This is a genomic window from Pseudomonas sp. Bc-h (assembly GCF_002080045.1).
Lineage (GTDB): Bacteria > Pseudomonadota > Gammaproteobacteria > Pseudomonadales > Pseudomonadaceae > Aquipseudomonas.
In genome coordinates, this window is record NZ_MUIN01000002.1 from 412,282 (window position 1) to 433,347 (window position 21,066).

Sequence of the window (21,066 nt, forward strand, 5' to 3'; positions counted from 1 at the left end):
AGGATTGAATATGTCCAGAATAGCGCCCCGGTTCATGTGCACTGCACTCGCCTCTGCACTGCTGGTCAGTGCCTGCTCGTCGGTGACCACTACCCCGCCTACCGACGAAGAAAACCGCCAAAGGATTCTCGCTGACCAGAGCCGCATGTACACCGACCAGGAACCGGTCACCGCCCCGATCACCTTTTATGAAGCCTCGGCCCGGGCACTCAAGTACAACCTGGACTATCGCCTCAAACTGATGGAAAGCGCGCTGGCGTCCGACCTGCGCGATGTGTCGAGCCACGAGATGCTGCCACGCCTGGTGGCATCGGCCGGTTACGCCGGGCGCAACAACGACTCGGGCGGCACCTCGATCGGCATCGAGGACCGCCAGGTCAGCTTGCGGCCATCGACCTCAGAAGAACGCTATCGCGAGCTGTACGGGCTGGGCTTGAGCTGGAGCCTGCTGGACTTTGGCGTGGCCTATTACCGCACACAGCAGAAATCCGATCAGATCCTCATGGCCGAAGAACGCCGGCGCAAGGTCGCGCAAAACGTCCTGCAGGATGTGCGCAACGCTTACTGGCGTGCCCTCGGGGCTCAGCGCCTGATGCCGGAAGTCGACAAGCTGTTGATGCGCACCCACACCGCGTTGACCTCGGCACGGGAAGCCGAAACCCGCGGGCTGCTGCCCCGTCAGGAGATCCTCGCCTATCAACGCGCCCTGCTCGATTCGATCTACCTGCTCACCGTGCGCCGTCAGGACCTTGAGTTCGCCCAGGCTGAACTGGCTGCGCTGATGTCGCTGCCGCCCGGTTCGAAAATGGTGCTGGCGGACGTGCCTGACCCGCCCCTGCCTGATCTGCACCAGAGCATGGCCCAGCTCGAACAGCTGTCGCTGGAACACCGCCCGGAAATCATGGAAGAGTGGTACCGCAAGCGGGTCAACCAGAAGGATCTGGAAATCGCCAAGGCGCAGCTCTGGCCCAACGTCAGCGTGGACTTCGGCTACAAATACGACTCCAACAAATACCTCTACAACAACGACTGGACCGGCACCGGGCTGCAAGTCTCGATGAACCTGATCCGGTTGTTGCAACTGCCGGCGCTGAATGCTGCCCAAAAATCCCAGAGCGAAACCGACGACACGCGCCGTGTGGCGCTGTCCATGGCGATTCTCACCCAAGTGCGCGTCGGCGCCCTGCGTTATCAGTTGGCGCGACAGGAGGTCGAGTTCACTGAAGACAGCCTGCGCGTCGACCGCAGCCTGCTCGATTACTCGCTCGCGGCGAAGACCGGCGCTCTGGGCTCGGAACTGGAAGTGATCCGCTCGGAGGGTCGCTATCTGCTGTCGCGCTACCAGCGTGAAGCGGCGTTTTCCAGCGCGCAGGCAGCGTGGGGGCGGCTGTACAACTCGGTGGGCCTTGACGTGCTGCCGAGCGAAATCGAAAAACACGACATCAAGACCCTGGCCCGGGAGATCCAGCGCACGCTGAACCAGCAGGAACAACAACGTCTTCTCGTCACTCAGCAAGGAACGCCGAATGTCCAGACTGCCCCTTGATCCGCGCTGTTGTGTATTGCTGTTCGCGATCACGGCCCACGCTGCTTACGCTGAAGATCCTCCCATGGACAGCTCCACCGCCATCCGCGTGTTGCTCGCCGCTGAACTGGAAACCACGCTGTCCAGCCAGATGAACGGAACCCTGGGCGAACTCAAGGCCACGTTTGGCGAACACGTCGACAAGTCCGAGTTGCTGGCGCGCTTCAACTGCAACGAAGCAGAGGCCCGCAGCAAGGTCGCGGCAGCCGAACTGGCGATGGCACGGCAAAACCTGGAGGCGAAAAAACAACTGCGTCAGCTCAACGCAGTCGGCGACATCGAAGTGTCCATGGCCAACACCGAAGTGCAGAAAGCCGATGGCGCACGGGCCATGGGCGTGGCGCAGAGCGGCTATTGCCAAGTGCTGGCGCCGTTTTCCGGGCATGTGGCCAAGGTCTACGTCAAACCCTACCAGACCGTCACTGCGGGTACTCCGCTATTCGATCTGGTCAGCGACGGCGCCTTGAAAGTGCGACTCAACGTGCCTTCCAGCCTGCTGCAGAAGCTCAAGTCAGGCATGCCGCTGCAGGTGGACATTCACGAGACTGGCAAGACCTATCAGGCCCATATCACGGTCATCAACTCGCGGGTCGACGCCGTGGCGCAGACGGTTGAGCTGGAAGCCCGCCTGGACGATAAATACCCGGACTTGATCGCCGGCATGAGCGGCACAGCGAAGTTCGCCCATGACAATGAATGAGCCGTTGCCGCACCCTCACCTGCTGCTGGAACTGGATGCTCTGCGTGACAAGGCGATGGCCGCCGATTCGCTGAATGCCCTGGCGTTCAGCATGGCCAACGATCTGTATCCGCTGCTGGGGTTTCATCAGGCGCTGGTGTTCGCTCAACGCGAGCATTCCCTTGAATTGCTCAGCGTCTCCGGGCTGGCAAGACCCAGCGAGGATTCGCCGTATCTGGTCTGGTTGCGCCGCGCCAGTCGCTGGCTCGCCAGCCAGGTCCCGGATGACAACCCGGTGTGGTTGACACAGGAAGCGGCCTCACCCCCGCAAGACATCGCCGAAGGCTGGAACGAATGGTGGCCGGCAGGCGTGTGGTGCATCCCTTTGCATGATCGTGAGCAAGAGCGACTGGGGCTGCTGGTGATGTTGCTGGAACAGGAGCCGCCCGCCGTCTTCCGAGACAACCTCAAGGGGCTGAGCCAAACCTGGTGTTATTGCTGGGCCGCCCTGAGCCGGCGTAAAGGGTTTCGCCGCTGGCGGCCAAAACGCCTGCAGATGCTGCTGGTGCTGGCGATTCTGGCGGCGCTGCTGCTGGTGCCCGTGCGGCAAACCGCGTTGGCGCCGACCGAGATCGTCTCGCGCGAGGCGCAGATCATCAGTTCGCCGATCGATGGCGTGATCGCCAGGATTCTGGTTCGTCCCAATCAGACAGTCGAGGCGGGTACACCGCTGTTCGCCCTCGATGAAACCACCTTGCGCAGCCGCGCCGATGTGTTGAGCAAGGAAGTGGCCGTGGCCGATGCCGAGTTGCTGGCGGCCAGTCAGCGGGCGTTCGACAACCCCCAGAGCAAGGGCGAGCTGACCCTGCTGGGGGGCAAATCACAACAACGCCGGGCCGAACTGGCGGCGGTTCAGGCGCAACTCAAACGAACTCAGGTGCTCTCGCCCCGCAGCGGCGTGGCGGTGTTCAGCGACCCCAACGACTGGCTCGGCAAACCGGTGGTGACCGGTGAGCGCATCATGCGGGTGGCCGATCCCGCGCAACCGGCGATGCTGATCCAGCTGGCGGTGGCCGACGCCATTGCCCTGGAACCGGGCGCCGACGTCACGCTGTTTCTCACCGCATACCCGCTGACCCCGCTCAAAGGCCAGATCATCGAAACCAGCTACCAGGCACGCCCGAGCGACGAAGGCGTGGTCGCCTACCGCCTGCTGGCAAGCATTGAAGGCGCCCCGGAACACGCTCGTCTGGGTTTGCACGGCACCGCCAAGCTCTACGGCGGCCGCGTGCTGCTCGGCTATTACTTGCTGCGTCGGCCATTGGCGACGCTGCGGGCATGGAGCGGCTGGTGATGCTCGATCCTGCCGACCAACCCCTGCCGCCGTTGCGCGAGGACTTGCGCCTGAGCGAGGCGGCCCCTGGCGCCAGCGGCGAACCGGCATGGGTGATTCAAGACACCGTGGTCAACCGGTTTTACCGCATCGGCTGGCTGGAGTTCGAATGCCTGCTGCGTTGGGGGCAGCAGTCGGCGCGACAGATCAGCCAGCAGATCGCAGAACGCACCGCACTCAAGCCTGATGTCGAGCAAGTCCTCGACTTTCGGCAGTTTCTCGAACAGCACCAGTTGCTGCGCGCAGGCCCCGCCGCCCTCGCCCGGCTTCAGGCCAAGGGCGAGCAAGTCAGCTGGTTGAGCTGGAACTGGTGGCTGCATCACTATCTGTTTTTCCGCATTCCGCTGCTGCGCCCGCAACGGCCATTGCAGCACTTGGCCCATGCCCTGCGCTGGCTGTTTCATCCGTTTACCGGGATCCTGGTGTTTTGCCTGAGCCTGCTGGGTGTGGTGCTGGTCCTGCAGCAGTGGGACAGCTTCACCCATGCTGTGGTCGAGTCGTTTTCCACCGAAGGCCTGTTCAGTTTCGCCCTGGCGCTGATCGTCGCCAAGACACTGCACGAGTTGGGGCATGCCTTGGTGGCGACCCGGCTGGGATTGCGCGTCGGGCATATGGGCATCGCCTTCGTGGTGCTGTGGCCGATGCTCTACACCGATACTGGCGAGAGCTGGAAACTGCGCCGTTCACGGCAACGGCTAGCGATTGCCGCGGCCGGTATCGTCACCGAGTTGTCGCTTGCCGGGCTCTCGACCCTGGGTTGGGCCCTCTGCGACCCCGGCGCGCTGCGCAATGCGTTGTTGTATCTGGCGACCACCAGCTGGCTGCTGTCGCTGGCACTCAATGCCAGCCCGTTCATGCGTTTTGACGGTTACTTCATTCTTTCCGATCTGCTGGACTTTCCCAATCTGCACGAACGCGCGTCGGCACTGGCACGGGTCACCTTGCGACGCAATCTGCTGGGGCTGGACGAGGATTGGCCGGAAGCGTTCGCCACAGGCAAGCGGCGAATGCTGGTCACGTTCGCAATCGTCACCTGGTTGTACCGTCTGGTGCTGTTTCTCGGGATCGCGCTGGCGGTGTATCTGTTCTTCTTCAAGCTGCTGGGGATCTTTCTGTTCATGGTCGAACTGTCGTGGTTTATCGCCATGCCGGTGGTACGCGAGTTGCGCCACTGGTGGACCCATCGCGCGGCGGTCCCCGCGAGTCGCAAGATTGTGTTTTACGCGCTGGCAGCGCTGGTCCTGGTGGGCCTGGCGATGCCCTGGCGGACTCAGATCGACGCGGTTGGTGTGGCTCGCGCCGAGCATCAGCTGCGGGTGTTCGCGCCCTACCCGGCCCGCCTGCAATCGATTCACGACGCGGGCCAGGTCACCACCGGCGAGGTGCTGGTGACCCTCGACGAGCCGGACATTGCCTTGCGCGTTTCGAGCAGCGAAGCCAACGCCCGAAGCTACGAAGCGCGGTTGTCCGGCTTGCTGGCCGATCCCGGCGGGCTGGCCGAAGACGCCGTGACCCGGCAACGGCTCAACGTGCAGTTCGAGGAAGCCCGCGCCGCTCGCTCGGAAATTGCCCGGTTGAACCTGCAGACGTCCTTTGCCGGACTGTGGCTGGACGTCAACCCGGACCTGAAAACCGGCCAATGGGTCGGTCGCGATGAGTCGCTGGGGGTGCTGATCGACCCGCGCAGCTGGCAGATAGACGCTTACGTGGCACAGGATCAGGTGCACCGCATGACCGTCGGCGATCACGTGCGCTTCTATCCCGACGGCCAGACCACGCCGCTCAGTGGTGTGGTACGGGTCATCGGCAGCACCCGCGCCAGTCAGTTGTCGCACAAGATGTTGTCTTCACGGTACGGCGGCCCTGTACCGGCCACCGCCGAGGAGCACTCCGTGGTGCCCAGCGCCGCGCTGTTTCAGGTACTGGTTCAGCTGGATACGCCACCGGCGAGCCTTCGGGAAACCCGTGGCCACCTGAAAATCGACGGTGAACGGCGCAGCCTGTTGGGGGATGGCGCGACGCAATTGCTGGCGGTGCTGATGCGAGAAAGCGGCTTCTGACTCCGAAGATCGTGCATTCTCCCTTATGATGTGCGCCGATTGCCGTGTGCGCGGCGTACTTCTTTTCACCCCAAGCAAGAGATTTACATGTCCAGCCAAGACCTCAGCTTCCTCCCCGACCCTGATGCCGACTCCATCTCCTCCGACGTCGCGACCTTCAACGGCATCATGGTTTCAACCCAGGTCCCGACCCGCGCCGACGGCAGCCTGGAGCTGGGCGACATCACCCTGCAAAGCGAATGCACCCTGCAGGCATTGAAGGTCGCCCTGGAACGTGCAGGCAGTTCCATGGATCGGGTCATGCACCTGACCATCTACCTCACCGACATGGCCGACCGTGCGGCATTCAACGAAGTCTACAAGCGCTTCTTCGCCAAGCCATGGCCGGTGCGTGCGGCCATCGGCGTCGCAGCGCTGGCCGTCGAGGGCATGCGTGTGGAAGTGACCGCGATGGCGGCCAAGGCCTGAGCGATAACCCGACAGCACCGCGTTCTCTTGTAACAGCACGGCTTGCCGGCGGTGGCTTCTTTGAGATCGCCACCGCCTGGGCCTGTTTCCCGCCACCGGGCAGTCCATGGATGCCGGTCGGGCGTTTCGCCGCTACAATGCGCGACTTGACCGTGACGATCCGACTAAAAAAACATGTCCCTACCCAAGCATCATCTCGAATTGCTCAGCCCTGCGCGCGACGTAGCCATCGCTCGCGAGGCCATTCTGCACGGCGCTGACGCCATCTACATCGGCGGCCCCAGCTTCGGCGCCCGCCATAACGCCAGCAACGACGTCAGCGATATCGCTGAACTGGTGGAGTTCGCCCATCGCTACCACGCGCGGGTGTTCACCACGATCAACACCATCCTGCACGACAACGAACTGGAGCCGGCGCGCAAGCTCATCCACGAACTGTACGATGCCGGCGTCGATGCGCTGATCGTTCAGGATCTGGGCGTCATGGAACTGGACATCCCGCCGATCGAGCTGCATGCCAGCACGCAAACCGACATCCGCACCCTGGAACGCGCCAAGTTCCTCGATCAGGCCGGTTTCTCGCAACTGGTACTGGCCCGCGAGCTGAACCTGCAAGAGATCCGCGCCATTGCCGGTGAAACCGATGCCGCCATCGAGTTTTTCATCCACGGCGCGCTGTGCGTGGCCTTTTCCGGCCAGTGCAATATCTCCCACGCCCATACCGGTCGCAGCGCCAACCGCGGCGACTGCTCCCAGGCCTGCCGCCTGCCCTACACGTTGAAAGACGATCAGGGCCGTGTGGTTGCCTTCGAAAAACACCTGCTGTCGATGAAGGACAACAACCAGAGCGCCAACATCCGCGCCCTGGTGGAAGCCGGCGTTCGCTCGTTCAAGATCGAGGGTCGTTACAAGGACATGGGCTACGTGAAGAACATCACGGCTTACTACCGTCAGCGTCTGGACGACGTGCTCGAAGACCGCCCGGACCTGGCCCGCGCTTCCAGCGGCCGTACCGCGCACTTCTTCCTGCCGGACCCGGAAAAGACCTTCCACCGCGGCAGCACCGACTACTTCGTCAGCGACCGCAAGATCGACATCGGCGCGTTCGACACCCCGACCTTCACCGGCCTGCCGGTGGGCATCGTGGAAAAGGTCGGCAAGCGCGACCTGCAAGTGGTCACTCATGAGCCGCTGTCCAACGGCGACGGCCTCAATGTGCAGATCAAGCGTGAAGTCGTGGGTTTCCGCGCCAATATCGCCGAGCCCAAGGGCGAATTCGAAGAGGACGGCGAAAAGCGCTATCGTTACCGCGTCGAGCCCAACGAGATGCCAGCCGACCTGTACAAGGCGCGTCCCAACCATCCGCTGAACCGCAACCTGGACCACAACTGGCAGCAGGCCTTGCAGAAGACCTCCGCCGAACGTCGAATCGGTGTGTCGTGGCAAGCGTCGCTGCGCGAAGAGCGTCTTGAACTCACCGTTACCAGCGAAGAAGGCATCAGTGCCAGCGTTGTTCTCGACGGCCCGTTCGGCGCTGCCAACAAGCCGGAACAGGCACTGGATCAGCTGCGCGACCTGCTGGGGCAACTGGGCACCACCCAATACCACGCGACCGACGTCAGACTCGATGCGCCGCAGGCATTCTTCATCCCCAACTCTCAGCTCAAGGCCCTGCGTCGCGAGGTCATCGAAGCGTTGACCGCTGCACGCGTCGCCGCTCATCCACGGGGCGGTCGCAAGGCCGAAACCAGCCCGCCGCCGGTGTACCCGGATTCGCACCTGTCGTTCCTGGCCAACGTCTACAACCAGAAAGCCCGCGACTTCTACCATCGGCATGGTGTGAAACTGATCGATGCCGCCTACGAGGCTCACGAAGAGACGGGTGAAGTGCCGGTGATGATCACCAAGCACTGCCTGCGTTTCTCCTTCAACCTGTGCCCGAAACAGGCCAAAGGCGTGACCGGCGTGCGTACCAAGGTCGAGCCGATGCAACTCATCCACGGCGATGAGGTGCTGACCTTGAAGTTCGACTGCAAACCCTGCGAGATGCACATCATCGGCAAGATGAAAGGCCACATCCTCAACCTGCCACAACCGGGCAGCACGCCGGTGGTGGGTCACATCAGCCCGGCTGACCTGCTCAAGACCATTCCTCGCGGGACGCATTGAGGTAACAGCTACCGAACCGGCGAATACCATCGCCGGTTCGGTCTGGCCTATCCATTACCTGATGCCCGAGCACAAAACCTGGGCGACTTGTCCTCCGGTCAGAGACTGCTGCGCAGTATCAGGGCGTCGCTGTCGCTCCACTCTGCAAACACCTTCTGCCCACCGACCAGCCCCAGACGGTTGTAGTCGGCGTAGCTCTTCTGTACCTGCACTTCCAGACCCTCACTCCCTTCAAGGTAAAGGTTGACCATCGAACCGATGAACTCCTCACCCACCACGCTGCACGCCAGATGGTTACGCTTCGAGGGTTGCAGCGTCAGATCGATGTGTTCGGCACTGATGCACACCGCCACCTGTTCGCCAACCTCTGCCTGCTTGTCACCCGGCGGCCGGGCCAGCAAACCACCGTGCTTTGATTCGAGCTGCACCAGACCGTTAGGGTCGAGCCCGACGACCGTCGCGCCGAGGATGTTCTTGCCACCAATGAACTCAGCGACAAAGCGATTGTGCGGCTCAAGGAAAATCTCCTTCGGCGTGCCAATCTGCTCCACCCTGCCCTTGCTCATGATCACTACGCGATCCGCCATGGCGAAGGCTTCGGACTGGCTGTGGGTGACATAAACGAAAGTGATGCCCAAGTCTTTCTGCAAACCGGTCAGGACACCCTGCATGCGCACGGAAAGGTGGGTGTCGAGGGCACTGAGCGGTTCATCCAGTAATAGCATCGGCGGTTCGGTGACCAGCGAACGGGCCAATGCAACGCGCTGCCGCTGGCCTCCGGACAGCATGCTGATATCCCGTGAGGCAAACTCCTGCAACCCCAGACGTTCCAGCCATTCCAGGGCTTTGGTGCGCCGCGCGGCCTTGGCCATGCCGCGCATACGCAGGCCGAACTCGACGTTTTCCAGCACGTTCAAGAACGGAAACAGCGCCAGGTTCTGCCACACCAGCGGCGTTTCCCGTTGCCACGAGTACAGGTCGTTGATGCGCTCACCGTTAAGGCGAATTTCGCCTTCGCTCGGCTTGTCCAGCCCGGCGAGCATGCGCAGGGTCGTGGTCTTGCCGCAGCCGCTGGAACCCATGATGGCGACGAACTCGCCCTTGTGAATCTCCAGGTTCAAGCGTTCCACCGCGACGTAGCTGCCGAAATGCTTGACCACGTTATCGAATACCACCAGCGGCTGGTTCATGGTTGAATCCTGCAAGTCGTGAGATGGGGAATGGGCTCAGGCATTGGCAGGCTTCTTCTGCCGGCGCATGAGCAACAGTTGCGCGAGGATCACCAGGGTCATGGTGGTGATGAAGACGATCGTGCCGATGGCGTTGATCGTCGGGCTGACTTGGCCTTGCAGGGTATTGAGAATGCGCACCGGCACCGTTTCGTTGAGCCCGGAAACAAACCAGGCCACTGCGAATTCGTCAAAAGACACCGCCATGGTCACGAACAGCGCGGCAAAGATGCTCGGTGCGGTAAACGGCAGGATCACGAAACGCATAGCCTTCCATTGGTTCGCCCCCAGATTCCAGGCGGCGGCCTCAATGTTCGGGTCCATCTGCGCCAGACGCATGCGGATCACGGCCATGGCGAACGGTGCGCACATTACGATATGGCTGATCATCACTGCGTAGATCTCGCCGGACAGCCCGATGCGCGAGAGGAACGACAACATCGCCAGGCCCATGATCACCACCGGAATGGTCGGCGGCAGCAACGCCAGCGCCATGTACACCGACTTGCCGAAGAACAGATAGCGAAAGTCGGTATACGCGGCCGTGAACCCCAGCAATGTGGACACCAGCGCCACCACCAGTGCTACCAACAAGCTGTTGCCAAACGCCCGCCAGATTGCAGGGTCCGCTGCGACGGTTTCGTACCAGTGCAGACTGAACCCGCCCAGCGGCAGGGACGGAAAGCGGTCGATGTTGAACGAAAACACGAAGCTGCCGACGATGGGCGTGAAGATGAATACGAACACCAGAACGACGAAGCCGCGCAATGTGAGGTTGATCAACCGATGCTCGTTCATGCGCGCCTCCGATAGGCAAACTTCACCGAAACGAAAGCGACGATCAACAGCGTGACGATCATCATCGTGGCGATCACCGCTGCCCTCGGCCATTGCTGCCCGGATTTGGTGGTGTCGGTAATCAGGGTGCTTAAAGTCGGCGGCTGCCCTCCGCCCAGGTACAGCGGGCTGACGAAGTCGCCGAAGGTCAGGATGAAGCAGAACAACGCCGCCACCACGATGCCGATCCGTGCCGCCGGGATCACTACCAGAAACACCGTACGCACGCGCCCGGCGCCAAGGTTGTGGGCGGCTTCGATCATTGATCGGTCCAGGTACATCAGGCTGAACAGTTGCAGCAGCACCACCAACGGCAGGCACAAGGTGAAATACCCTACGTAGCTGCCGAATGTGGTGTTGAGCATCGGCAGCGGCCCAAACCCGAGATACCCGAAGGCCGCGTTCAAAATGCCGTTATCGCTGAGAAACACCTGCCACGAATACGTGCGCACCAGATAGCTGGTGAAGAACGGAGTCACCAGCAGCAGGATCAGCAACTGTCTGGCCGAATCGCGAAACTTGAACGCGATCGTGTAAGCGCACGGAAACGCCACCGCGCTGACCAGAACCGTGGCCCCTGCGGCCATGGCGAAGGTATGCGCGTAGGCATCCCAGAAGAACTCCCGACCCAGCATGTAGCGCCAGTTCGTCCACTCGAACGCCGGGACCATGCGGAAGTTGCGCACCTGCCAAAAGCTGATGGTCAGCAGAAACAGCAGCGGAAATACAAAGAAGATCATTTGCCAGATCAGGATCGGCAGCGAAAACCCGACGCGGTACCACGGCAGTCGCAGCGTTCGCCTTCGACCGGGTACACAAGCATCAGCCTGCAGAGTGACCCTCTCTGCGCTGCTCGGATCGGCTTGTTTCAGTTTGTCCGACATCATCGCAGTCCCCTCCCCACGCCGGCTCACGCGCCCTTGTACTGCGACCAGAAGTCGTTCCAGTCCTCCAGGTTTTGCTGGATCGGTAACTCGCGGTACTTGATGCGCCCGTCGCGGATGTCATCCATGACATTGCGTTGAGCTATGACCATGCCCTGGCGCCTGGCCTCCGCAGGATCGTTCTTGTTCAGCAGGTCCCAGCCGCGCTTGTTGGGGATCAGCGCCGGATACGCGGCCATTTTTGCCGACTTCACCTGGCCTTCCGGTGAAGTGATGTACTGAATGAATTTCTTTGCCAGGTCCGGGCTGTGGGCCTTTTTCGCAATGCAGTAGGATTCGGTCCATTGCAGCCCGCCCTCCTCCGGAATCACGGTTTTGACTGGCGCCCCTGCCCGCTGCAGAACCCCGGTGATCCAGTCGCCGATGCCGCACATGGTGTGGATCTGGCCATTTTTCAACGATGAGAACGTGCCGCCATAATCGAAGAAACCGCCGATCTGCCCGCGCAGGCTCATGGTCTTGTCCTGCAGCGTCTGCCACTGGGCGGCGTTGATGTCGTAGGGACGGGAATTGCCATTGAGCAAGCTCAACTGCCCCAAGTTTGGCAGGTGCCAGTCGAAGTGCCCGACCTTGCCCTTGAGGCTTTCATCCCAGAACAGGTTGTAACTGCGCACTCTGGACTCAGGAATCAGCTGGGTGTTGAAGGCGATGCCCAGGAAGCCGAACCGGATCAGCACCGAGTACAGCTTGTCGCCCTGCCAGTGGCCGGGAAAATGCTGGAATTCGGGGTAGAAGTCGTCGAAGGGATAATCGGCGGGGTCCAGTTGTTCGATGTATTCGGCGGCATTGAGCTGCTGTACGTATTCGGCGTCGGAGAGGATCAGGTCGAAGGTGCCGGGCGGTGACTGGGATATCAGCCCCAGCATGTTGTCGCCACCGGTGTAGTACTTGGCGCGGACCTTGACCGCGTACTGGCGCTCGAAATCGGCGACGATGTCAGGCTCGGCGTGACCAGCCCAGGCCAGGATCACCAACTCCTTTTCCGCTGCGGCAAAGCTGCGCAGCGGCAGCAGCCCCGACAAGGCAGCTGTGCCCGCCAGTACGCCGCTGCCCTTGAGAAATGTGCGGCGTGAAAGCTCGATGCGCTTGCTCATTGATGTGTCCCCGACTGATCGAAAGATGCCTGTGCCCGTCATTCCTTGCAGCGCTGAATGTGTTCCTCCTTTGTCGACGGGAATTGCAGCAGATCGCTATCAGGTTTTTTTGTGCAAATCCGACCTGTAATTGGCCGGAACCGCCCTGTGGATCCCATCTGACACGCGCGAATTAGAGCGGCCGCAGGCAAAGGGTGATTTTGTCAATTACAGGTCGGAAACAGACAACTGGGCGTCGGTTGGATCTGATCGAATCACTGCATTCGGTTCAGGGATTTCGCCAGGCGGGCAATCCTGAGACAGCCAGCAAAAACGGAGGATGCACCCGTGAACGACAGCGTCGTGATTGGAGAACTTACCTGGCCTGACTATGCGCGCAGGGTCATGACCGGTTGCCCGATATTCCTGCCCGTCGGAGCACTGGAACAGCACGGCCATCACATGTGCATGGAGGTCGATGTACTGCTGCCGAGCGCCATCTGCAAGGCGGTGGCACAGAACGTCGATGGGCTGGTGCTGCCTGCCTTGGCCTACGGCTACAAGTCGCAGCAGAAATCCGGTGGCGGCAACCACTTCCCCGGCACCACCAGCCTGGACGGCGCAACGCTGACTCACACCGTGCAGGACATCATTCGTGAACTGGCCCGCCATGGCGCGCGCAGGCTGGTGATGATGAACGGACATTACGAGAACTCGATGTTCATCGTCGAGGGCATCGATCTGGCGCTGCGCGAACTGCGATATGGCGGCGTTAACGATTTCAAAGTGGTGGTGCTTTCTTACTGGGACTTCGTCAATGACCCGGCGGTCATCGAAAAGCTCTACCCGGATGGATTTCTCGGTTGGGACATCGAACATGGCGGCGTCTTCGAGACATCCCTGATGCTCGCCCTGCACCCCGACAAAGTCGATCTGAGCCGTGCAGTGGACCATCCCCCCGCTACTTTCCCGCCTTACGACGTGTTCCCGATCATCCCCGAATGTACACCCGCCTGCGGAACACTGTCCTCGCCCAAAGGCTCCAGCCGCGAAAAAGGCCAACTCATTCTGGACGTGTGCGTTGCCGGGATCAGCGCCGCCGTGCGGGAAGCCTTCGAACTCAAGCAGTAACCAGCGCCAAGACACCGATCTCCGCTAGCCCTATAACGCGGTCCCAAGAATAAAAAGGGTACACATCATGTCCAGCAGCAGTCTTTCCCCAGGTCTCAAACAGCGCCACGTCACCATGCTGTCGATTGCCGGCGCCATCGGCGCCGGTCTGTTCATCGGCTCCGGCCACGCCATCGCCTCCGCAGGCCCTGCCGCGATTCTGGCTTACATCCTCTCCGGCACGCTGGTGGTGCTGGTCATGCGCATGCTCGGCGAAATGGCGGTTGCCGCCCCCGACACCGGCTCGTTCTCCACTTACGCCGAGCGGGCCATGGGCCGCACAGCCGGCTTCACCATCGGCTGGTTGTACTGGTGGTTCTGGGTGCTGGTCATACCGATCGAGGCGATTGCCGCCGCAGCGATTCTTCATGCCTGGTTCCCCGCCATTGAAACCTGGCAGTTCGCCCTGGCAGTGACCGGGCTGCTGACCTTGACCAACCTGTTCAGCGTCGCCCGGTATGGTGAGTTCGAATTCTGGTTCGCCATGCTCAAGGTCATCGCAGTATTGGGCTTCATTGCGCTGGGCGCACTGGCACTGGTAGGCATGTTGCCGCACACCAACGTCAGCGGCGTGATGCAGTTGAGTCAGCAGTTTGGCGGGTTCATGCCCAACGGCATGACGGCGGTGATTGGCGCAATGTTGACCACGGTGTTCAGCTTCATGGGCACCGAAATCGTCACCATCGCCGCCGCTGAATCGAAAAACCCTTCGAAGCAGATCACCCGCGCCACCAACTCGGTGGTCTGGCGCATGGGGATTTTCTACATCGTTTCGGTGTTCCTGATCATCTCCATCGTGCCGTGGAACGACCCGATGCTGATGCAGGTAGGCTCCTATCAACGGGCCCTGGAAATGATGAACATCCCCCACGCCAAAATGATTGTCGACATCGTGGTGTTGATCGCTGTCGCCAGTTGCCTGAATTCGGCCATCTACACCGCTTCGCGGATGGTCTACTCGCTGAGCCGCCGCGGCGACGGCCCACGCCTGTTGCAGCACACCTCTTCGGCGGGCGTGCCATGGGTCGCAGTTCTGGCCAGCACCGCGGTGGGATTTCTGACCACGGCGCTGAACTACTTCGCCCCGGAACAGGTGTTCTCCTTCCTGCTGGTCAGCTCCGGCGCTGTGGCGTTACTGGTGTATCTGGTCATTGCGGTGTCGCAGGTGATTCTGCGCAAGAAAATGGACGCCAGTGGCGAACCCATCGAATTCCGCATGTGGCTGTTTCCCGGCCTGAGTTATCTGGTGATCCTGTCGATCCTGAGCATTTTGGCGGTGATGCTGATCCTGCCGGAGCACCGCATGGAAGTAATCGCGACCGGCGCGCTGGCGGTGTCCATCGTCTGTATGAGCGCGATCTTCTCCGGCAGAAAGCACGCCGTAACCAGAACCGAAACCGCCTAGACCCGGGTTAATCGATCAGAACAATGCAAGGCAGCATCCGCACTGCAACCGTTTCACCTCTTTCCGGCCGCTTCTCACCACGGAGCAGGCCGGCTTTTTCATGCCCGAAGGCGAAACCTGTCACCCCAGCTGCGGGTGTAAGATCAAGCCTGGTACCCCTAAACCACTTGATGTTGCCGATGTCGGCAAATGGCGCTGCATGCGCCTCTTTTGCAGTTGAGGAGCGGTATTGATGGCGAAACTGAGTGCGCCGACCCCCACTGCGGGTATCTCGGTCAAAGAACAACAGCCAGCGAAGACCATCGGCTTTCTGGTCATCCCCAACTTCACCACCATTGGTTTCGCCTCTGCGGTAGAAACCTTGCGCATGGCCAATCTGGCAGCCCGCCGAACCCTGTTCCGAACGCTGATCATCGCAGCCGACATGGAACCGGTGACCGCCAGCAACGGCATGCGCGTGCTGCCGGATCATTCCATTGCGGATGCCCCGAAGCTGGACATGCTGTTCGTGGTCGGGTCCAACCCGATCGTGTCCAATCACAGCACCCGCCCCTTGCTCAACTGGCTGCGCAAACTGGCCCACGATCAGGTGCCGCTGGGCGGTATTTGCACCGGCAGCCACCTGCTGGCCCGCGCCGATCTGCTCAAGGGCTATCGCTGCACCATTCACTGGGAAGACATCGAAGCTTTGAAGGAGCGGTTTCCGGGGATCATCATTTCCAATCAGTTGTTCGAACTGGACCGTGACCGCTACACCTGCTCGGGCGGCGTGGCATCGATGGACATGACGTTGCAGTTGATCGCCCGTGAACCGGGAGGTCGCGATATTGCCGCTCACGCGGCGGAGTTGTTGCTGTGTGATCGGGTGCGAGGGGCTCAGGAGCGGCAGCGGGTGCCGTTGCGCCAGAAGCTGGGGACTTCTCAGCCCAAACTCAGCCAGATCGTTTCGATCATGGAAGCCAACCTCGAAGAACCGGTGACGCTGGAGGAGCTGGCCAGCCTGAACGAGGTGTCGGTACGGCAGCTGGAGCGGCTGTTTCACAAGCATTTGCAGCGCACACCGAGCCAGTACTATCTGGAACTGCGTCTGGCACGGGCGCGACAATTGCTATTGCGCAGTGAGTCTCAGGTGCGGGATATCGCGCTGGCGTGCGGGTTTGTTTCACCGGCGCATTTCTCCAAGTGCTACAGCCGCTTTTTCGGGCTTTCGCCGATGGGAGAACGTAAGCAGGTGGCATCGTTACATTGATTTTTTTTGTTTCAAAACGGGTTGTCTGCTGGTAATAGCGGCGCGGCTGGAAGGGCTCTGGCTAACGCCATACCTGTTCCGCCTTCGGCGGGTTACTTGATAACCCCCGGTCTTGCGCGATTCCTGTGGGAGACGCCGGAGGTCACAACGGCAGCGAAGCAGTGGGTCAGTTGAAGATGAGCCGTCTGACCCAACGCCTCGTCCGACCGCAGCCAGGCCCGTGATGATCGTCCCCACGCTCTGCGTGGGAACGATCTGAGCACTAATGATCCGGAGCGTGGGGACGATCAAGATCAAGCCCTTTCAGTCTTGCAGTGCCTTATGCGCCGTCTCCCGGCTCATCAGCATTGCGATCAGTGCCACGGCGGCTGCGGCCAGCAGGTACCAGGCCGGCGCCATCTTGTTGCCCGTGAGCTGAATCAACCAGGTCGCGATGAAGGGCGCGGTGCCGCCGAACAGGGCATTGGCCAGGTTGAAGCTGAAGGCGAAGCCGCTGAAGCGTACGCGGGTGGGAAAGATCTCGGCCAGGAAGCACGGCAATGTTCCGTCGTTCATTGCCAGCATTGCGCCAAACAGGATCTGGATGACCAGAATCATCAGCAGCGGCTGGTGATCAAGCATGCCGAACAGCGGAAATGTCAGCAGCAGAAACAGCACGGACGCAGTCAACAACATGGTCTTGCGCCCGAAACGGTCCGACAGCGTGCCCATCAGGAAAATCAGTCCGATGTATGTTGCCAGCGACACAGTCGATGCCAGAAACGAATCGCTCTCGCTCATGCCCATTTCGCTGGAAAGGTAAGTCGGCATGTAGCTGAGCAGCAGATAGAAGGCCACGGCATTCAGGCACGTAACGCCAACGCCAATCAGCACGCTGCGGCGGTGCACGGTCAACAGTTCACGGACGGGCGCCTGGTTGCCACCCTCCTTTTCCTCCAGACGCTTTTCCATTTCCAGAAACTTGGGCGTGTCCTGAAGGCTCATGCGGATATAACGACCGACCAGTCCAAAAGGCGCTGCCAGCAGAAACGGCAGACGCCAGCCCCAACTGTGCAGATCCTCGACGCTGAGCCAGGCGTGCAGCCCGGCGACAAACAATGCGCCGAACAGCAAACCAGCGGCGGTACTCGCGGGCACGATACTGGTATAGAGCCCTCGTTTGCCCGACGGCGCGTATTCGGCGAGAAAAGCGGCTGCGCCGGCATATTCCCCTGAAGCCGAGAACCCCTGAAACAGCCGGATCAACAACAGCAATGCCGGGGCCCAGAGACCGATGTGGTTGTAGGTTGGCAGCATGCCGATGCAGAAGGTCGATACCGTCATAATCAGGATCGACCAGGACAAGGCGCTGCGCCGTCCGTACTTGTCGCCGAAATGCCCCCACACCAGCCCTCCCAGCGGGCGAACGATGAACGACAGGGCGAACACGGCGAACGTCGCCAGCAACCCCGTGGCCTTGTCGGTCTGGGGGAAGAATGTCAGGGCGATGATGGTCGCCAGATAGCCGTAGGCGGCGTAGTCGAACCACTCGACGAAGTTGCCCATGAAGCTGGCGCTGGCCGCGCGGCGCAAGGCCTTGCGTTCGGCACCCTGCTCGCCCTGCACGTCCGTGGACGCTTGCAGACTTGCACTTTGAAGACTCATGACGGATACCCTCTATTGTTGTACTTGGCAGGGTGAAAAGTCAGGAAATGCTGCGTGTCTGAGCACGCATGCAGTGGAATTTGGAACGAACAAAAACGCCGCACGGGGTACGTGCGGCGTGGCAAATCACTTCTTGATGATGTTGTGTTCAGGGCCGTAAGGAAATTTGGTGATGTTCTCCCCGCCCTGCTCGTTGACGATCAGGATGTCGTGCTCACGGTACCCGCCGGCACCCGGCAAACCTTCCGGCAGCATGATCATCGGCTCGATGGACACCACCATGCCTGGCTCCAGTACGGTATCGATGTCTTCGCGCAGTTCGAGCCCGGCTTCGCGGCCGTAGTAGTGGCTCAGGGTGCCGAACGAATGGCCGTAGCCGAAGGTGCGGTACTGCAGCAGGTCGTGCTCGAGGAAAACCTCGTTGAGCTGCTGAGCGATATCGCAGCAGCGCATGCCCGGCTTGATCAGCTTCAGCCCTGCCTCGTGAACCTTGACGTTGACCTCCCACAAACGCAGATGCTCATCGGAGCAATGGTCGAGGAACAGCGTGCGTTCAAGTGCCGTGTAGTAACCGGCAATCATCGGGAAGCAGTTGAGGCTGAGGATGTCGCCCTTGTTGACCTTGCGCGACGTCACCGGGTTGTGTGCGCCATCGGTGTTGATCCCGGACTGGAACCAGGTCCAGGTGTCCATCAGCTCCGAATCCGGGAAGGTGCGAGCAATTTCGCGGATCATCGCCTGGGTAGCATGCAGCGCCACTTCGTATTCCGGAACCTGATCACGCAGCGCCTCGACGATGGCTGCACCACCGACATCGGCAATGCGGGCCCCCTGACGGATCACCGCATGTTCCTCGGCTGACTTGATCATGCGCATGCGCATGCAGGCAGCACCGATGTCCACCAGTTCGGCTTGTGGGTAGCGAGACGAAAGTTTGTCGCGATTGAGCAGATTCAGATGATCGAATTCAACGCCGATGCGGCCTGCCTTGGGTAACGCCTGCTGTATCGCAACAAAGTAGTTGTCGCGCTGCCAGTCGGTGTAGACGATGTTTTCCGTACCGACCGTACGCCTCCATGGCTGGCCACCGTCGATATTGGCGCTGATCGAGACCACGCTGTCCTGAGTCACCACCAGCGCGTAGGGGCGACCGAACGAGCAATAGAGGAAGTCGCTGTAATAGTTGATGTTGTGATAGGAGGTGAAGACGGCGGCATCGATGTTGTTCTGCGCCAGATAGCTGCGCAGCGTGGTCTGGCGGCGGGTATATTCCTGTACCGAGAACGTCGGCTTCACTTTTTCGCCGTTCTTGATCTGGATGGTTTTCGGCATTTGCATGTCTTCTATCCTTCAGTGATTGAGCAACAGAGGGCACCAGTTGTTCGGGCCGCTGGAGATCATTCGAACAGAAGCTTCTCGCGGTTTTTTGTGTGAATCCGACCTGTAATTGGCCAGACCCGCTGCGCTGAAAACCGGGTGCTGCGCAACGCAAAATGCCCCTGGCAAGCGCTGTATCAGCCGCTTGGCAGGAGCATCGAGAAAAAACCTGTGGGAAGTCAGTGAATGTGCGGTGAGCAAACCTGTCGTTCAGACACGACACCCTGTTTGCGACTGCGCGCCAGCAGTTCACGAATCAGCCCGCGCATGCCCTGTGGACTCGCGCAACTGAGCAGCAGCAGCACATCGAACGGTTGCGCCTGGGCCATCGCCAGGCTCGCCATGGTGATCCCGTTACTGGCGCGCAACGGCCGCCCTTCAGCGCTGAGAATCTGCCACTCACACACCGTGCGCCCGGCACTTTCATTGGCAAGGCGCAGTGGCTCCAGGGCGCTGGCCAGGGCATAGAAATCGAACGCCTCGGTCAACCAGAAGCCGATTCGCAATACCTCGGACGGTGGTCGGGCGTTGGTCCCGGAGGGTGATTGCGTCGATTGCGGCATGTGCTCTCTCCTTGGGGCGCCGGCAGATGAAGACCGATTGTTGCCCGGGCGAGGCATGGGGATGTGTCTGAAGTCGACCTGTGATTGTCCGTCAGTACCCGGCGCAAGGTGGCTCTGGCCAATAGCGACGGCGGCTGGCCGGATTGCGACGCGGGCATCCGCTGCGCTGCCAGGCCATTGGAATCCACGTTATAAAGGCGCCCAATGCCTTGTGGAGCCTTGTAATGACCGTTGAGTTTCGCCCAGCGCAGCGTTCGGATGCCCGTGACATCGCGCGGCTGTTTCAGATCACTTCAGAAGGTGCATCGGATTACATCTGGAGCCAGATTGCAGCGCCAGGTCAGGATTTGCTGGACGTCGGTGCGGTTCGCTATGCCCGCGAGGGTGTGGATTTTTCCTACCAGAATTGCCTGATCGCCGAAGCCCTGGGCGAAGTCATCGGCATGCTGCACAGCTACGTCATGCCCGAAGATCCGAATCCCGAGCCGCCGACCGACCCGGTGCTGGCGCCCTACGCTGACATGGAAGTCCCGGACACGCTGTATATCTCCAGCCTGGCGCTGCACGAAGGCTGGAGAAACAAGGGCTTGGGAGTGAAATTTCTTGAACAGGCTCAAGTCAGGGCCAACGACCTCGAACTCAAGGGCCTGAGCCTGATCGATTACGCCGCCAACACCGGCGCCCGGCGTTTCTACGAGCGCCACGGTTTCAGCGTGGTGAAAACCTGCCAGATCACCCCGCACCCGCTGATTCGAGTCACTGGCGAGGCCTATCTGATGCAGCGGCTTTCCTGAGCGCTGATTTCCCGAGGTTCAGCCCGGCGGGCTTCAGCGGCGCGCCAGCTCGTGGCGGGTGCATCCTTCGTAATAGACCTGTTTGACGCCCTCGGGGCGCAATCGCGACGGGCTGTCGTAAGTCTGTTCGGTAATCCCCAGGGCGCTCATGCGCATCCACTGCTGGGGGAAGTGCCGCGCCTGCATCTTGTTGCGCGCGCCGTAAAGTGTCAGCCCCGAGAGTTTGTACTGTTGCGCCGTGGCCGCAACCCCGGCGCCCCAGGTGCATATGTCCCGTTCATTTTTGTTCAGATCCCGCGCAAACGTGCCGGATGAAGCGCCTGCCAAGGCACAGAACACCATAACAATCCTGATAGTTTGCATGCAGATCCTTGCCTAACCGATTGATAGAGCGACGATTCTGCCGATCAATAATGAGGATAGGGGC

18 protein-coding genes are annotated in these 21,066 nt (G+C 60.8%); 10 read left to right on the plus strand and 8 right to left on the minus strand.

Translation table 11 applies throughout. The features are described from left to right. The first annotated feature begins 10 nt into the window (after positions 1-10). From BWR59_RS03975 to BWR59_RS04000, 6 genes are all read left to right on the plus strand, one after another. Complete coding sequence (locus tag BWR59_RS03975; RefSeq protein WP_081564328.1) at positions 11-1,546, plus strand: TolC family protein; 1,536 nt, start codon at positions 11-13, stop codon at positions 1,544-1,546. Next, the gene (locus BWR59_RS03980; RefSeq protein ID WP_081564329.1) at positions 1,527-2,285 is read left to right on the plus strand and encodes an efflux RND transporter periplasmic adaptor subunit; all 759 of its coding nucleotides are present in this window, start codon (positions 1,527-1,529) and stop codon (positions 2,283-2,285) included. Before BWR59_RS03975 ends, BWR59_RS03980 begins: the two co-directional genes overlap by 20 nt. Then, on the plus strand, positions 2,272-3,618 hold the full coding sequence (locus BWR59_RS03985) for an HlyD family efflux transporter periplasmic adaptor subunit (protein WP_178111209.1): 1,347 nt from the start codon (positions 2,272-2,274) through the stop codon (positions 3,616-3,618). Before BWR59_RS03980 ends, BWR59_RS03985 begins: the two co-directional genes overlap by 14 nt. Continuing rightward, on the plus strand, positions 3,618-5,717 hold the full coding sequence (locus BWR59_RS03990; RefSeq protein ID WP_081564331.1) for a site-2 protease family protein: 2,100 nt from the start codon (positions 3,618-3,620) through the stop codon (positions 5,715-5,717). The genes BWR59_RS03985 and BWR59_RS03990 overlap by 1 nt, the downstream gene beginning before the upstream one ends. 87 nt (positions 5,718-5,804) lie before the next feature. Further along, a complete protein-coding gene (locus BWR59_RS03995; protein WP_081564332.1) occupies positions 5,805-6,185 on the plus strand; it encodes a RidA family protein in 381 nt (126 codons plus the stop codon). A gap of 174 nt (positions 6,186-6,359) precedes the next feature. Beyond that, on the plus strand, positions 6,360-8,354 hold the full coding sequence (locus tag BWR59_RS04000; protein ID WP_081564333.1) for a U32 family peptidase: 1,995 nt from the start codon (positions 6,360-6,362) through the stop codon (positions 8,352-8,354). Positions 8,355-8,452: 98 nt separating this feature from the next. On the opposite strand, the gene BWR59_RS04005 is transcribed toward BWR59_RS04000, so the two are convergent. Genes BWR59_RS04005 through BWR59_RS04020 form a run of 4 tightly spaced genes read right to left on the minus strand, consistent with a single transcriptional unit; the run spans position 8,453 to position 12,458 of the window. Then, positions 8,453-9,544, minus strand: a complete 1,092-nt coding sequence (locus tag BWR59_RS04005) for an ABC transporter ATP-binding protein (RefSeq protein WP_081564334.1) — start codon at positions 9,542-9,544, stop codon at positions 8,453-8,455. Positions 9,545-9,580: 36 nt separating this feature from the next. Continuing rightward, positions 9,581-10,381 (minus strand): ABC transporter permease, encoded by an 801-nt coding sequence (locus BWR59_RS04010; RefSeq protein WP_081564335.1) that lies wholly within the window; start codon positions 10,379-10,381, stop codon positions 9,581-9,583. Next, the gene (locus BWR59_RS04015) at positions 10,378-11,307 is read right to left on the minus strand and encodes an ABC transporter permease (RefSeq protein ID WP_081564336.1); all 930 of its coding nucleotides are present in this window, start codon (positions 11,305-11,307) and stop codon (positions 10,378-10,380) included. Before BWR59_RS04015 ends, BWR59_RS04010 begins: the two co-directional genes overlap by 4 nt. Before the next feature lie 23 nt (positions 11,308-11,330). Continuing rightward, on the minus strand, positions 11,331-12,458 hold the full coding sequence (locus tag BWR59_RS04020; RefSeq protein ID WP_081564337.1) for an extracellular solute-binding protein: 1,128 nt from the start codon (positions 12,456-12,458) through the stop codon (positions 11,331-11,333). 327 nt (positions 12,459-12,785) lie between these two features. On the opposite strand from BWR59_RS04020, the gene BWR59_RS04025 reads away from it, so the two are divergent. From BWR59_RS04025 to BWR59_RS04035, 3 genes are all read left to right on the plus strand, one after another. Beyond that, positions 12,786-13,568: a creatininase gene (locus tag BWR59_RS04025; RefSeq protein ID WP_081564338.1), complete on the plus strand. Its 783-nt coding sequence runs from the start codon at positions 12,786-12,788 to the stop codon at positions 13,566-13,568. A 67-nt stretch (positions 13,569-13,635) separates the two neighbouring features. Beyond that, positions 13,636-15,012 (plus strand): GABA permease, encoded by a 1,377-nt coding sequence (gabP, locus tag BWR59_RS04030; RefSeq protein ID WP_081564339.1) that lies wholly within the window; start codon positions 13,636-13,638, stop codon positions 15,010-15,012. A gap of 232 nt (positions 15,013-15,244) precedes the next feature. Further along, positions 15,245-16,261 carry a GlxA family transcriptional regulator gene (locus BWR59_RS04035; protein ID WP_178111210.1) on the plus strand — a complete coding sequence of 339 codons (1,017 nt, stop codon included), beginning with the start codon at positions 15,245-15,247 and terminating at the stop codon, positions 16,259-16,261. 303 nt (positions 16,262-16,564) lie between these two features. On the opposite strand, the gene BWR59_RS04040 is transcribed toward BWR59_RS04035, so the two are convergent. From BWR59_RS04040 to BWR59_RS04050, 3 genes are all read right to left on the minus strand, one after another. Further along, the gene (locus tag BWR59_RS04040; protein ID WP_081564340.1) at positions 16,565-17,905 is read right to left on the minus strand and encodes an MFS transporter; all 1,341 of its coding nucleotides are present in this window, start codon (positions 17,903-17,905) and stop codon (positions 16,565-16,567) included. Between the two features lie 126 nt (positions 17,906-18,031). Continuing rightward, the gene (locus BWR59_RS04045; protein ID WP_081564341.1) at positions 18,032-19,243 is read right to left on the minus strand and encodes a M24 family metallopeptidase; all 1,212 of its coding nucleotides are present in this window, start codon (positions 19,241-19,243) and stop codon (positions 18,032-18,034) included. Between the two features lie 218 nt (positions 19,244-19,461). After that, positions 19,462-19,845: a hypothetical protein gene (locus tag BWR59_RS04050; protein WP_081564342.1), complete on the minus strand. Its 384-nt coding sequence runs from the start codon at positions 19,843-19,845 to the stop codon at positions 19,462-19,464. A gap of 224 nt (positions 19,846-20,069) precedes the next feature. Between BWR59_RS04050 and BWR59_RS04055 the strand changes: the two genes are divergently transcribed. Further along, positions 20,070-20,639, plus strand: coding sequence for a GNAT family N-acetyltransferase (locus BWR59_RS04055; protein ID WP_081564343.1), 570 nt, complete (start codon positions 20,070-20,072; stop codon positions 20,637-20,639). Positions 20,640-20,672: 33 nt separating this feature from the next. On the opposite strand, the gene BWR59_RS04060 is transcribed toward BWR59_RS04055, so the two are convergent. Then, entirely contained in the window at positions 20,673-21,002 is a 330-nt protein-coding gene (locus BWR59_RS04060) for a hypothetical protein (RefSeq protein WP_081564344.1), read from the minus strand. Positions 21,003-21,066: the final 64 nt, after the last annotated feature.